Genomic DNA, 14,181 nt, shown 5'->3' with positions numbered 1-14,181 from the left:
GCGATCTGCACTGGGTGTGTTTGGCAAACGAGTGCAAAGTGAATGCATGATGCAGTGGGCTCCCATTGCATTTTCATTCAATGCATAATCAGCGCTGGCAACCCAAAGCGCCCTCCTAGCTCGCGATCTTAGCGGTAAACTTAACTGAATCAATCCGAGGTTAAACCTAACACAACGCAATATACCGTTATTTAATTTCACTAAAACTCGCATTAAGCAGTATTTAAAACCATTCAATTGATCAAACTGTAATTTTGTTACATGGATCGCATATTTTTATTTAATTGCCTGCTAAATTCCTTCTTAAGCGCTCACTAATGTGGCGGAAAAACCCGTTAAAGTGAGCACGATAAAATCTGTTATTAACCTATAAGTATCAATAACATTTTCACTATTCGGCAATACAAAATGCCAAGAGAATGGATACTTCTTAAAGAGGAATTCGTGATGGCTCAGATACTAGATTTTGTGCCCAACGATGCAGAAATTGAAGCGTTAACAGCCCCTAAAAACAAAAAGGCTGCTGATGATTTAGCGCACAAGAAAGATGTCAAAAAACGCTTAGAAGCCTACTTAGAAAGAACCCAGTTAAAACAAGCAATGGGTGATGACGAGTTCTGGGCTTAATACCAAAGATATAAGCGCAACAAAAAAGCTCCTGAATAACATCCAGGAGCTTTATGAACTTAATCTATTATAGACTTACACTACAAACTACGACTCAGCAGCTTCCGTTTCACGCTTCTTAAGAAAGTACTCTCTTGTCAACGCAAACACGACTGGGCTTAGCAACGCCAAAGCAATTAGGTTTGGAATCGCCATCATTGCATTTAACGTATCTGCTAGTAGCCAAATAAACTCTAGAGAACTCACTGCACCTAAAGGCACCACGATCACCCAAAGGATCCTGAAAGGCTTAATCGCTTTTACGCCAAATAAGAACTGCACACATTTCTCACAATAGAAGCTCCAGCCTAAAATAGTGGTAAATGCAAAGACTGACAAAGCAATTGCGACCACATAGTTACCCATAGGGAATGCATGTGAAAATGCAAAAGAGGTTAATGCCGCGCCATTTTCACCTGATGTCCATGCGCCTGACACAATAATCGCCAAACCGGTAATGGTACAAACGATCAAGGTATCAATGAAGGTACCTAGCATAGCCACTAAACCCTGAGCCACTGGATTGTTAGTTTGAGCTGCAGCATGTGCAATCGGCGCGCTACCAAGACCAGCTTCGTTAGAAAACACACCACGAGCTACACCAAAGCGAATGGCCGCCCATACAGCAGCACCAGCAAAGCCACCTTGTGCAGCAACAGGATTAAATGCACTGTGGATAATCAATTCAAATGCCGCTGGAATTTCTGCAGCATATACCACCAATACCGCAATACCCGCCGCGATATAAAAAATGGTCATAATAGGTACAAGCTTACCAGCAACATCAGCAATACGCTTGATACCGCCCATTAATACTGCGCCAACTAAGACCATCAATACCAAACCAGTAACCCAAGTCGGTACGCCAAAGTTACTGCTCAACGCATCGGCCACTGAGTTAGCCTGAACAGTATTACCAATACCGAAACCTGCTAGAGAACCAAATAGAGCAAATGCTGTACCTAACCAAGCCCACTTTGAACCTAGACCATTCTTGATGTAGTACATTGGGCCACCCACGTGGTTACCATTGTCGTCCACTTCACGGTATTTAACTGCCAATACCGCTTCGGCAAACTTGGTGGCCATGCCGACTAACGCCGTACACCACATCCAAAATAGCGCCCCTGGGCCGCCAATAAAAATGGCGGTTGCAACACCAGCAATATTACCAGTACCAATGGTTGCTGATAATGACGTCATTAGCGCGTTAAACGGGCTAATCTCACCTTTCATGTTTTTGTCTTTATCAGGAATACGACCTGACCAAAGCAGTTTAAAACCAGTGCCCAGTTTTAAGATTGGCATTAAGCGTAAACCAAAGGTGAGGAATAAACCCACCCCTAAGATCATGACTAGCATAGGAGTACCCCACACTACACCGTTGATCTTGCCAACAAATTCAGTAATAGCTTCCATTCAAACCTCGTTGATACAGATTATTTATAGTTATTTTTTATCGTTTTATTTTTATGTAAGGCTTTTTGATCTTCCCCATAACAAGAGCAAGGTCAAAAGGTCCTAATGCAACGTGACTTAAGTCAACAAAATACATCGAACAAACAGAGTACAACGAAATGTTCACCTTTGAAAAGGCCACATGAGAGAAAGGCGCTTGAAGATTATGATACTAGCGTCCAATGACGCTATTAGATGTTAGCGATTGATTACTTTCTTGGTAACTTAAAAGAGATAAGCCAAGTCAGCAGTAAGAAGGTTGTTGAAATAGCTAAACACGCCCCAAGCCCAGCAACTTGATATACCCAGCCAGACAATATGGTACCAATAAGCCTTCCCATTGCATTCGCCATATAGTAAAAGCCAATGTCGAGAGAGACACCATCATCCCCTGCGTAGCTGACAATCAAATAGCTATGCAATGAGGAGTTGACGGCAAATACAGCGCCGAAGACCAACAAGCCAACAATTAGGGCCACTTGGGGAGCAACCCAAGAGGTATAGATTGCCAAAGTTAATATTGCGGTCACCAGCGCCAGTAGTCCAGCCCAGAGTGTTGCGACTCTGCCGTCTGGGACAGATTTTCTAGCCGTTAGCGATGGCGCGATAGATTGCACCATCCCATAAGCTATCACCCACAGAGCGAGAAAAGCGCCAACACTGCTGTGATCCCACTTTAGCTGGCTCGCAAGAAACACCGGCAGTGCAATGACAAACCACACATCTCTGGCTGCAAATAAGAATAACCTCGCAGCAGAGAGGATGTTGACCTTGTCACTCTTAGAAAAAATTTGAGTGAATTTGGGTTTAGACTTAGCTTTACCTAAATCGGCTTTCAAGTTCACTAGACTACACAGCCAAACAACGAGCAAAGCAGCGGCCATAATGGCGATGGCACCAGTAAATCCAGCAACAGTCAGCAACACTCCTCCGAGAAAGAAGCCAGCACCTTTTAACGCATTTTTGGAGCCTGTTAGCATGGCCACCCATCGATACAGCGTACCTTCGGCATCTTTGGGTACTAGAGTCTTTATCGCACTTTTGGCACTCATTTTGTTGAGGTCTTTAGCTATTCCAGACAGAGCCTGTGCAGCCATCACCCAAGGTACGGTCAGCATTGCAGTTGGTAGTAATAGCATAGACAATGCGGCAATTTGCAGCCCCAAGCCAATATTCATAGTGCGATTAAGCCCAAGCCGTGCCCCGAGCCAACCACCGACTAGGTTGGTAATAACACCAAAAATTTCATAGAACAAAAACAACATTGCAATAGCAAGTGGTGTATAGCCTAAGTCATAAAAGTGCAGCACCACCAACATGCGCAGCGCACCGTCAGTGAGTGTAAAGGCCCAGTAGTTTCCGGTAACCAGTAAATACTGCCGAATACTTTCAGGTAAAGCACGATATTTTGCTAACACTTTTATCAACCTAATTTTTTTCAAAAGCCACAGTAGTCACTGACCAATAGAAATCAAGCAGCTCAGCAAAATACAGGCTGCCTCAACTCTTTGGCTGTCAGCCTAACTTGCTAGATCTTGCAGACCAACCATAATAGCTAACTCTGCGGTGCGATTAGCGTAGCCCCACTCATTGTCATACCAAACATAGAGCTTAACTTGTGTGCCATTGACGACCATAGTTGATGGCGCATCAATAATGCTCGAACGAGGATCGGTTTTGTAATCAACTGAAACCAAAGGGCGCTCTTCAAAGCCTAGAATGTCTTTTAACTCACCCTGCGCCGCTTGTTTCAGTAGCGCATTAACTTCTGCTTCAGTGGTATCGCGCTCAACTTCAAATACGCAATCGGTCAACGAGGCATTAGCAAGCGGAATACGAACAGCATGACCGTTTAACTTACCTTTTAACTCAGGGAAAATATGGGTAATCGCCGTAGCACTACCAGTTGTTGTCGGGATAAGGCTCAAACCACAAGCGCGTGCGCGCCTAAGGTCTTTATGGGGCGCATCTAGAATCGTCTGTGTATTGGTGATGTCATGAATAGTTGTCATCGAACCATGCTTTATACCGATATTCTCATGAATAACTTTTACCACTGGCGCCAAGCAGTTAGTGGTGCAAGATGCCGCGGTAACAATCGGATGAATATCTTTGTTATACAGCTGCTGATTCACGCCCATGACAATATTTAGCACCCCCTCCTCTTTAACAGGCGCTGTCACCACAACTCTTTTAACACCTTGATCTAAATAAGCCTGCAATAAGGCTTTGGTCTTCATAACCCCAGAAGCCTCAATTACCACGTCACAACCCGACCAGTCTGTAGCCCCAATAGTGTTATTACGGCTGGTCGCAATAGTGTGGTCACCAACAATAATATTGTCACCGTCAGCGGTGGCTTCTTCAGACCAGCGACCATGGATAGAGTCGAAAGTCAGTAGATGGGCTAATGTCGCCGCATCGCCAGCAGGATCATTAATTTGTACAAACTCAACATCGCTATGATGCCAAGCTGAACGTAGTGCTAAACGTCCCATTCTACCGAAGCCATTGATACCAATTTTGATTGTCATAGTGATCTCTTAACCTGTTATTTAACTATCTAAGTAGTTCTAGCGCTCGAGTCTATACTCAAGCCTAGCGTTGAAATCTATTTGCGATAAAGCATGTGCCATATATTCAGTGATAACCGCCTAAATTTCATCTAAAAACACATGTCGACTGCGATTAGCGATTGCCACCAGCGACAGCATCACTGGGACTTCGACAAGTACACCGACTACAGTTGCTAACGCTGCGCCGGAGTGCAATCCAAATAAAGATATCGCGACTGCGACTGCTAGCTCGAAAAAGTTAGAGGTGGCAATCATGCAAGCAGGAGCAGCAATTTTATGGCTTAACTTAAGCTTCTTAGCGGCATAAAAAGCGATAAAGAAGATGCCATAGGTTTGGATTATTAATGGAATTGCAATAAGGAATATGTCTTGCGGCTGCGCAATAATTGTCTCTGCTTGAAAGCCAAATAACAGCACTACTGTTGCCAATAACCCAACCATAGACCACGGCTTTAAGTTGGCAACAAATGCATTGAGCTGAGTATCGCTGCCCTTTTTCTGCAAGAAGTGTCGAGTAACAGCACCTGCCACTAATGGCAAAACGACATATAAAGCAACAGATGACAGCAGTGTTGCCCATGGCACTTGAATATCACTTACGCCCAATAGCAATGCAGTTATAGGAGCAAAGGCCACAACCATAATGAGATCGTTGACTGACACTTGCACTAATGTGTAATTCGGATCGCCCTTTGTCAGCTGACTCCAAACAAAGACCATGGCAGTGCACGGCGCCACCCCAAGTAATATCATACCGGCAATATATTCACTGGCTGTTTGCGGATCGACAAACTCGACAAAAAACACCTTGAAAAAGAGCCAACCTAACGCCGCCATGGTGAAGGGTTTAATTAACCAGTTAATCACCAAGGTCAGTATTAATCCTTTCGGGCTCTTACCGACATCCTTCACTGCAGAGAAATCGATCTGCACCATCATCGGGTAGATCATGACCCAGATCAGCACCGCAATAACCAAATTAACATGGGCATACTCAAGCCCTGCAACAATAGCAAAAGAGTCTGGAGACAAGTTTCCTAAAACCACACCAGCCACAATTGCGAGTCCAACCCAAACACTTAAATACCGCTCAAAAATACCCATTACATCTGACCTAATTTAAAATAGTGAAACAGCATAAAAATAGCAGCCTGCTAGCAGCACTTTCTAGTGCGCTCAGGACGATCGCCCATTTGTTTAAGCTGACTTAAGTTATCTTTGATAACCTCATTTTGCTCTTTAGCTAACGTCGCTAAAATTTCACCTGCCCACGCGGGTAGTTCTGGGTTCACTCGATAAAAAACCCATTGACCTTGGCGTCTATCAACCAATAACCCAAGCTTGCGCAGTTGTGCTAAATGGCGAGATATTTTAGGTTGGATCTCATCAAGCGCCGTCATCAACTCACAAACACAAAGCTCTGTTTCTGCTTGTATAAGCAATAAACTACGCAGCCGAGTATCATCGGCCATTGCCTTAAAAAACGTTAAAGGTGTCATTATCATTACTCGAAAAGTATAAGTACCCAAGACAGGATATACGAAAAATAATATATATGTTTTTCCGTATGTTCAAGTTTAGATTTGAAAAATGATGAATTCGTTATGAAAATTTAGTTTTAGATCAGTTTGCTGCTAAGTTATCTATATGATTTATAAAAATTGTATTCATATCATCGCAATGAAAATAGCAAAAATGCTTTTAGCTGTAGCACTCATTAGTGTAGTCAGCGGCTGCGCCAATTTTAGAGATCTAGCTGAAGAGGTCGACTTACTTGAGCAGGTTTACGTCGAGTATCAGGTTAATATCAACTCGGAGCATCAAGTTGAATCTTTTGTACTGGTGCTACTACAACAAGTCGATGCAGAGACTATCGATGGTTACGAAGTGGTGATTGGTAACAGAAAAATCACTGTTACAGCTGATACATTGAGCAAATATCTATTTACTTTCAACGATATTAATCATGATTTGCGCTTTCAAGTCGGCGAAGCGTTCTCGATTACGCCATTAACAGAAAATAGTGATAACACAGAACTGACAATAACACTCAGTGAGACTGGAGACATTCCGCCAACAGCACTAATTGATAGGCCACTAAATAACTTAGTCAACGTCAAAATTAGCCCAGCAAAAATAGGTGCAAAAGCAGTTCTAAATGAAGAGAAATTTGACCGAGACACCGCTAAGCTAGGGATGTGGAAACCTGTTACTCATCTGCTTGAAGGTAACAGCGGGGTTTTCTTTCTTGATAAGTTTGATAGCGATAAAACTCCTATTCTCTTCATTCACGGCATGAACGGTACAGCCAGAGATTTTGCGCCACTGCTCGACAAAATCGATAAACAGAAGTATCAAGTTTGGGTGATGAACTACCCTAGCGGTTTACCGCTTGAGTTGATAGCCAATGGTCTTAACAGCCTGATTAAAATCATCGACTATCGCTATAACGTAAAAACACTGCACATAGTGGCTCATAGTATGGGCGGCTTAGTGGCTCAAGCTTACCTCGATCTTTGCCGAAACCAATTAGGCTGTAATGATATTGCCAGCTTCACTTCAATATCGAGCCCCTTTGGTGGAGTAAGCTCAGCTCAAAGCGGTATTGATTACGCCCCAGTTGTAATGCCAGCATGGCGTGACCTTGCGCCGTCTAGTGATTTCATTGGCAAGCTATTCTCCGGCAGTGAGCTTCACTCTACAACACCGCCACATCTACTTATTTTTGGCTATAAGATGAATGGAATTCTAAACCAGGAGAGTAGCGATGGCGTTATTAGTCTCGAAAGTCAGCTCAGCAATAAAGCCCAGCAGCGATCCGTCAAAGTTTTTGGTTTAAATGAAGATCATGTCAGCATTCTTAGTAATGAGCAGTTAATCCAAACACTCGAAAGCTTTTGGCAAGAGAGTCAGCAGGCACACACCGAAAGGTAATACCAATCAGTATAAAGATTTGCTCGCTCAGCGAGAGGTTAACGGTTTTGCGGTAAGGTCATTAAATGCTCCTCGGTAACAGCTCCTGCGTTACTCTACCTCCTATATCCATATAGTCGTGCGTTAATGCCATTCAACACATCTGATCTCCAAGGATGGAGGGAATGCCTTAAGCATGTCAGGAACATGCTAGGCCATGTGGTTAGCAATAAATGAAGGACATCGTTATTCTACGTTCAATTTCATTAACGCAGCACCAAAGCCGCTAAAACTTGCCTGTAAGGAGCGTTTTTAGCCTGCTACTTCGGTGTTGAATAAACTCATAAGGGAACAAGCACTGTGTCTTTACTCACTTTGGATTAGCCGGCCTTGAATCAGTTCGCCAAAAACACTCTGAGTAGATCAACTTATTATACTGATTGGTACAACTACAAAAAAGGCCTCCAGAGGAAGCCTTTATTTTCAGTTAGAACGGAATAGCAAACAACAAATAACCTAGCTGCCAGCTATCTTCATTTTATCCATCAAAATCCCGCCAGTGCGGATAGACGATCGAAGATCCCTATCCATTGCCACTGCTACAATGTTGCTATACATATCTTTTAGATTGCCAGCAATGGTGATCTCTTCTACTGGGTATAAGATAACGCCATTCTCGACATAAAAGCCTGCAGCGCCTCGTGAGTAATCACCGGTAACAGTGTTAACGCCTTGCCCCATTACTTCTGTGACAATAAGCCCTGTTCCCATCTCTTGAACGAGTTGGTCAAATGTTTGCCCAGTTGACGAGAGCGTCCAGTTATAAATCCCACCCGCATGACCGGTGTTGGTTAGCCCAAGCTTTCTAGCCGAATAGCTTGTCAGCAAGTAAGTTGCCAAACGGCCATTATCGATGATTTTACGCTCTTGAGTTGCGACACCCTCACTGTCGTAGGCCGCACTGGCTAGAGCTCCTTTTAACAGTGGTTGCTCTTCGATGCTAAACCAATCTGGAAAGACTTGAGTATCAACCGCATCGAGAAGAAAACTAGATTTACGATAGATACTGCCACCGCTAATGGCACCGACTAAATGCCCCATCAACCCGGTAGCTATTTCAGGTGAGAACAGTACAGGTAGTTCAGTGGTGGATATTTTCCGCCCACCTAATCGACCCGCAGTCTTGATAGCGGCTTGCTTGCCGATCAATTCTGGCGCCAGCATATCACTGTATTTTCTAGCAACGGTGTAGTCGTAATCACGCTGCATACCGGCATCAGTTTCACCAATCGCGACACAACTTAAACTATATCGAGAGCTACAATAACCATGTAAGAACCCATGGCTATTACCATAAACTTTGACACTTGAATGAGCGTTAGCGCTAGCCCCATCGGATATCTGCACACGATCATCAACATCAAGAGAAGCCTCTTCAGCCAAAATCGCAATACGCGTTAGCTCTTCAGGCGAAATCGTCTCAGGATGATAAAGGTCCAGATCAGGAAACTCTGTCGCCATCAATGACTTTTCAGCAAGGCCATTAAAAGGGTCTGCAGAAGTAAATCGAGCTATATCATCAGCCGCTTTTACCGCTTGCTTAATTGCAGCAGGGCTAAGATCTGAGGTTGAGGAGCTGCCTTTGCAACCATCCCTAAATAGCGTTATTCCCAAAGCACCATCTTTATTAAACTCTACCGTTTCAACTTCTTTCATTCGAGTTGAAACAGAGAGACCTTGCTGCTTGCTAATCGCAACTTCTGCACCAGAAGTGCCTAAGGTCTTGGCATATTCCAACGCCATTGAAACAGCGTCTTTAAGGGGAACTAATTCGATATCAATGCTAGGTGAGGACACAAATCTACTCTTCAATAACCGGTAATGACATAAGCATAACAAACCCAAAAACCAATCACATTAAATAACTTTAGCTTTTAGAGCGCTCTAATTGGCTTAGGCCAAAAATTGACAGGTCAACTGGCTTTATAAATGTTATTATTATCTTAGTATTTGTAAGAGATTTAAGATATGAAGATTGTCGGTGACTCAGAACACTTCCACCAGCCCTATGACAAAAATGATGATTACGAAAGCAGAGCAGATGCTAAGCGTGAAATCGTCATCTATCAAGAGCTAGGTAAAAAATTGATTTTACTTAGTAAAAGTCAGATTGAAAGACTCAATCTAGATGAAATAGTTTATGACAATGTATTAAAAGCGAAGACGATTAAGATCAACACTGAAGCCTATCGTCGTCACCTGCAGTACATTGGCAAATTGATGCGCTACGTCGACATTGAAGAGTTACAGCTCGCAATGAAAAATGTATTGAATCAAAACAGTAATGAAAGCGCCAAAGCTAACGTTGCTGATAAGACCCGTGATCAGCTACTAAACGAAGGCGATCCTGCGATTCAAGCGTTGATCGAAAAGCATCCTGAGTTTGATCGACAGAAATTGCGTCAATTTGTACGTCAGACAAAGAAAGAGCTGACTAAAAATGCCGATATTACATTGTCGAAAACAGCAAAAGAGTTAAGTAAATATTTACGTATCGAAATCACAGAATAGTCGTCAGCTCTAGACATTAGTCCTCTGAATAAGTAGCTTGTTCAGAGGGCTATTTTTTGGTTTAAGATAATATAATTTTTATCGTTATGACCAACAAACCCCTTCAAACATCACCGTATATTGTTGCACAAGGAATTTGCGAATGCGCCTCACCAAAAAGCTGGCCGCCCTCCCTGTTACTCTTTTATGTTTATCTGCCTTAAGTGGTTGTAATGGCGCCTCAGGCGATAATGAAGATACCGATAATGGCGGTGTTTATAGCCTGTCATTAAGCTATAAAACTGTGGTTGATGGACAATGTGCAGAAGCCACTGATGCACTTAGTTTTAGCGCCAATAGTTCATTCTGTGCTGTAGCTCAACTCAAGCAAGATGGCAGCAACCGCAATGGCAAGCTTATCGCTTTCTCAACCAGCTTTGGCGAACTTTCAGCAGCGACTAAACTGACCAATAGCAGCGGTTTAGCCGAAGTCATTGTCAGTAATTCAGCTGCTACCGAAGGTGCTGGTACCCTAACAGCAAATTTCTCTGAGAATGATGATACTGCCAGTGGCACTCGTAATTTTGAGTTTACCTCAGCGACATCGCCGTCAGAGCCAACATTTACCCTCAACAGCGCGATCATTAATGGCACCACCATTGTGACTCAGTTCAAAGCTGAAGAGACGGTACAACTGCAAGCCCAGTTTTTAGATGAACAAGGTCAGGGCGTTGCCGGTAAAAAAGCAACCTTTACAGCAGGCAATGCCAACTTAAACCCAAGCTCCACAGTAACTAAAGAAAGCGGTATCGCTCAAGTGAGTTATACCCCAACAGAAAGTGAACTCGGTGCGGCCAACATGACGGTAACGCTAGAGAGTGACGGTAAAACATACCAAAGCTCAGGTCTTTATGAAGTATTAGCAAAAGACGCAGTTAGTGAAGATGGCATCATTGTTATCGGTAATTTCTCTGCTGATGGTGCAACATTTACAGAAAACCAATTAGCCACAACATTACCACTCGTTGATGGCAAGTACATGGTTAGCGCCGGCGGCACCTTCGGTGTCACAGCAGATTTAGCCACTAAAAACGATGATGGCAGCTTCACTCGGCTACAAACTCCAACCAGTGTGAGTTTCAGCTCAAGCTGTGTATTAAGTAATAGCGCCAGTATCGACTCACCGGTGACATCTCTTTCAGGTACTGCAAGCTCTACTTTCCAGAACAGCAGTTGTAGCGGTAATAGCGAACGCGATGACCAAATCACTGCAACAGTGGTTGCAGGCAACCAAAGTATCGCTGCCAACCTTGATTTCTCACTCGCCAGCCAAACGTTAGCTAACTTAAGTTTTGTCTCTGCGGAGCCGACTTCAATTCGCATTAAAGGAACCGGCGGCACAGGTTCAAGCGAATCTTCATTGATTACCTTCAAGGTGTCAGACGCTAATGGTCAGGCTATTGCTCAGCAACAGGTCGACTTCTCTCTCGATACGAGTGTCGGTGGGATTAGCTTCTCCAATGGCGATACAACGATTAGCAATACCAGTAACTCTAGTGGATTGGTCAGCGCCAGCGTACTCTCCGGCACAATTCCAACCCCAGTGCGCGTACTTGCAACTGCGATTGGTTCTGATGATGAGAGCGTCACGACACAGTCAGAGCAATTGAGTATTAATACAGGTTTACCGCAACAACTTGGATTTAGCGCATCGGCATCAATATCCAATCCAGAAGCTGGGGATTTCAATGGCGAGAAAGTCTCTATTACCACCTATGCTTCGGACAGCTTTGGCAACCCAGCTCCTGATGACACTACTATTAACTTTACCGCTGAAGGCGGGCAAATTGTTTCTAGCTGCTTAACTGTAAATGGCGCCTGTAGTGTTGAATGGACCTCTGCCAGCCCTAGAGTGCCAGATCACCGTATTACCATTTTGGCCTACGCTCTTGGTCACGAAACCTTTTTTGATACCAATGGAAATAACATATTTGATGATGCTGACGGTGGCTCAGTTGCTTTAGCCTGTTTGGATAGAAATGGCAATGCAGTGGCTTGTTCAGGCAATGGTATGGACATTGAAACCTACCATGCTGGAGGGTTTAGTGATCTTGGCGATGCGTTCAGAGATGATGACGAATCTTATGCTTATACCTCTGGTGAACCTTACTTTAATACTGCAGCCAACGATAGTTACACGGCAGCCGATGGCAAATTCAACGGCCCTCAGTGTGACAGCGCCAGCTTATGTGGTGAAGGTTTAGCTAACAAGACTTATATCCGCAAAGCGTTAATTTTAACGATGTCTGGCTCAGATGCCCATTTTGAAATTAGCCAAGATGGCAATGTGATTTATAGTGATGGTGACTCAACTATCGCAGCGACTGCAATTCCGGCAGGTGGTTCATCGTCATTTAGCATCCGCTTCTTTGATAGCGCCGACCAAATAATGCCAGCGAAAACAACCCTAACCACCACCGCCTCTAAGGGTGAATTAGATTCAGATGTCTTTGAGGTACAAAACCGCAATGGCTACTATGATTATAAAAGCGAAAGTGATGCAGTCTTTAAAGCTGAAAATAGGCACAGAGAAGGTAGTACAACCAATTTCATCCTGACTAACGATATTGATCCTAGTAGCACTGGCGAACCCGCTAAAAATAGTGCAGTTTCAATTGAGGTGCTTACTCCTAAAGCCGTCAAGTCGACAATTGGCTTTGGCGTTGAGCTAACAGGAACTTAAGCTTCAAGCTGTTTTGAGTAAAGCTTAAAAAAGCCCGCTGCAATCTTATTGCAGCGGGCTTTTTTAATCGCATGATAGCCTTCAGTAAAGTCAACAGCTCCGGTTATCACTAAGCTGTTAACGCATTAATCCTTAATCATCGACCACTGCGGTTAAACGCTTCTTTGTACCCCAATAGGCTAAGCTAAAATAGATCGCCACCATCGCCCATAGCTGCAACCATTGCGGCATTATACTTTGCCAAGAGGCGCCCATTTGATTGAGCTCTAGCATCGCCATAATGCCCGGAACAGCGGGGAATATTTGAGACATCGCCACCACAGATTCAGGAATTAGGGCCGTTGGCCATACAAAGCCCGACACAAACAGAATTGGCATAGAGATCAGTAGTAATACTTGAGTTGGCAGATCACGTCGGGTGAATAAGCTACTAAATGCAATCCCCGCTGCGGTAGTAGATAGTAGAAATGGCAGCAGCAATAATGCCACATTGCTAAAGCTTGCTTGCAAGCTCACGTCATACCAATAGTAGCAATAACCAACATAAAAGCTGGTAAGCAGCGTATAGATAAACATAAAGGCGGCCATACGGCCACAGATTAACTTAAACGGGCTAACCTGTTGCCAATAGCCCGTCTCTCGCCACTGGCTAGCACCTAGAATACTGGTTCCAATCAACAGGGTCTGATGCAAAATCAACAAGAACAGCCCAGGAACAATATAAGGGGTATAACCTAAACTAGGATTGAAAGCTGGAATACTGTTGAGCTTAACTACATCAAGGATTTTATCTGCCGCTTGTGCACCGCTACCTTGGGCCAGTAGACCTAAACGTTGAATATTCTTACCGGCATCTAATCCAGCTGCAATGAGTCCTTCAGCTACAGCAGAGTAAATTAAAAAGTAACTCGCATCGCCGCCGTAACTCAATGTTACGCCGCGCCCGAGTAACAGGTCACGTCTAAAATCTGCAGGAATAACCAACAGACCGTGTGCCCTGCCAGTTTCTATCCAGCTTTTTGCCTCATCAATGGAGCCTACTTTTGCAATCACTTTAATTTTAGCACTCGCATCAGCATGACGGATAAGCTGCCGACTCAATGACGAGTTGTCGTGATCAACCACCACCAGTTGTTGGTCGGTAGGTACTTGATTGATATAGGGTAGTGGATAGAGAACAGCGTAAAAAAGCACGCCACCAAATACAGTTAGCACTATGGTTTTGTCTGCTAATATAGCTTTCAACTCGGCGAAAATAAGCTGTAAGAAGCTCAT

11 protein-coding genes are annotated in these 14,181 nt (G+C 43.8%); 4 read left to right on the top strand and 7 right to left on the bottom strand.

The features are described 5' to 3' along the window. Window positions 1–447 precede the first annotated feature (447 nt). A complete protein-coding gene (locus K5R16_RS07435) occupies window positions 448–627 on the top strand; it encodes a hypothetical protein (RefSeq protein WP_044555588.1) in 180 nt (59 codons plus the stop codon). 87 nt (window positions 628–714) lie between these two features. On the opposite strand, the gene K5R16_RS07430 is transcribed toward K5R16_RS07435, so the two are convergent. The 5 genes from K5R16_RS07430 to K5R16_RS07410 form a co-directional block, all read right to left on the bottom strand. After that, entirely contained in the window at window positions 715–2,085 is a 1,371-nt protein-coding gene (locus tag K5R16_RS07430; protein ID WP_220736897.1) for a sodium:alanine symporter family protein, read from the bottom strand. A gap of 248 nt (window positions 2,086–2,333) precedes the next feature. Further along, window positions 2,334–3,542 carry an organoarsenical effux MFS transporter ArsJ gene (arsJ, locus tag K5R16_RS07425; RefSeq protein WP_220736896.1) on the bottom strand — a complete coding sequence of 403 codons (1,209 nt, stop codon included), beginning with the start codon at window positions 3,540–3,542 and terminating at the stop codon, window positions 2,334–2,336. 102 nt (window positions 3,543–3,644) lie between these two features. Then, window positions 3,645–4,658, bottom strand: a complete 1,014-nt coding sequence (locus tag K5R16_RS07420; RefSeq protein WP_220736895.1) for an ArsJ-associated glyceraldehyde-3-phosphate dehydrogenase — start codon at window positions 4,656–4,658, stop codon at window positions 3,645–3,647. 120 nt (window positions 4,659–4,778) lie between these two features. Then, window positions 4,779–5,804, bottom strand: a complete 1,026-nt coding sequence (arsB, locus tag K5R16_RS07415) for an ACR3 family arsenite efflux transporter (protein WP_220736894.1) — start codon at window positions 5,802–5,804, stop codon at window positions 4,779–4,781. A 50-nt stretch (window positions 5,805–5,854) separates the two neighbouring features. Beyond that, on the bottom strand, window positions 5,855–6,199 hold the full coding sequence (locus K5R16_RS07410) for a metalloregulator ArsR/SmtB family transcription factor (protein WP_220736893.1): 345 nt from the start codon (window positions 6,197–6,199) through the stop codon (window positions 5,855–5,857). Between the two features lie 148 nt (window positions 6,200–6,347). Here K5R16_RS07410 and K5R16_RS07405 point away from each other — a divergent pair, with 148 nt between their 5' ends. After that, entirely contained in the window at window positions 6,348–7,634 is a 1,287-nt protein-coding gene (locus K5R16_RS07405; RefSeq protein WP_259649794.1) for an alpha/beta hydrolase, read from the top strand. 495 nt (window positions 7,635–8,129) lie between these two features. On the opposite strand, the gene pmbA is transcribed toward K5R16_RS07405, so the two are convergent. Continuing rightward, window positions 8,130–9,470, bottom strand: a complete 1,341-nt coding sequence (gene pmbA / locus K5R16_RS07400; RefSeq protein ID WP_220736892.1) for a metalloprotease PmbA — start codon at window positions 9,468–9,470, stop codon at window positions 8,130–8,132. Window positions 9,471–9,641: 171 nt separating this feature from the next. On the opposite strand from pmbA, the gene yjgA reads away from it, so the two are divergent. Together yjgA and K5R16_RS07390 are read left to right on the top strand one after the other, a co-directional pair. Next, a complete protein-coding gene (gene yjgA, locus K5R16_RS07395) occupies window positions 9,642–10,184 on the top strand; it encodes a ribosome biogenesis factor YjgA (protein WP_220736890.1) in 543 nt (180 codons plus the stop codon). Window positions 10,185–10,326: 142 nt separating this feature from the next. Next, window positions 10,327–12,906 carry an Ig-like domain-containing protein gene (locus tag K5R16_RS07390; protein WP_220736888.1) on the top strand — a complete coding sequence of 860 codons (2,580 nt, stop codon included), beginning with the start codon at window positions 10,327–10,329 and terminating at the stop codon, window positions 12,904–12,906. Between the two features lie 132 nt (window positions 12,907–13,038). Here the strand turns inward: K5R16_RS07390 and K5R16_RS07385 are convergent, their stop codons facing one another. After that, a complete protein-coding gene (locus tag K5R16_RS07385; RefSeq protein ID WP_220736887.1) occupies window positions 13,039–14,181 on the bottom strand; it encodes an ABC transporter permease in 1,143 nt (380 codons plus the stop codon).

Source organism: Shewanella sp. c952 (assembly GCF_019654975.1).
In the GTDB taxonomy this organism is placed as follows: Bacteria; Pseudomonadota; Gammaproteobacteria; order Enterobacterales; family Shewanellaceae; genus Shewanella.
This window is presented reverse-complemented; position numbering and strand designations above follow the sequence as displayed.

What these genes read in the sequence shown, in the direction of transcription:
- K5R16_RS07435 (WP_044555588.1), top strand. Translation starts at nt 448, where the DNA reads ATGGCTCAGATACTAGATTTTGTGCCCAACGATGCAGAAATTGAAGCG.
- K5R16_RS07430 (WP_220736897.1), bottom strand. Translation starts at nt 2,085, where the DNA reads ATGGAAGCTATTACTGAATTTGTTGGCAAGATCAACGGTGTAGTGTGG.
- K5R16_RS07420 (WP_220736895.1), bottom strand. Translation starts at nt 4,658, where the DNA reads ATGACAATCAAAATTGGTATCAATGGCTTCGGTAGAATGGGACGTTTA.
- arsB (WP_220736894.1), bottom strand. Translation starts at nt 5,804, where the DNA reads ATGGGTATTTTTGAGCGGTATTTAAGTGTTTGGGTTGGACTCGCAATT.
- K5R16_RS07410 (WP_220736893.1), bottom strand. Translation starts at nt 6,199, where the DNA reads ATGACACCTTTAACGTTTTTTAAGGCAATGGCCGATGATACTCGGCTG.
- K5R16_RS07405 (WP_259649794.1), top strand. Translation starts at nt 6,348, where the DNA reads ATGATTTATAAAAATTGTATTCATATCATCGCAATGAAAATAGCAAAA.
- yjgA (WP_220736890.1), top strand. Translation starts at nt 9,642, where the DNA reads ATGAAGATTGTCGGTGACTCAGAACACTTCCACCAGCCCTATGACAAA.
- K5R16_RS07390 (WP_220736888.1), top strand. Translation starts at nt 10,327, where the DNA reads ATGCGCCTCACCAAAAAGCTGGCCGCCCTCCCTGTTACTCTTTTATGT.
- K5R16_RS07385 (WP_220736887.1), bottom strand. Translation starts at nt 14,181, where the DNA reads ATGAGCTTCTTACAGCTTATTTTCGCCGAGTTGAAAGCTATATTAGCA.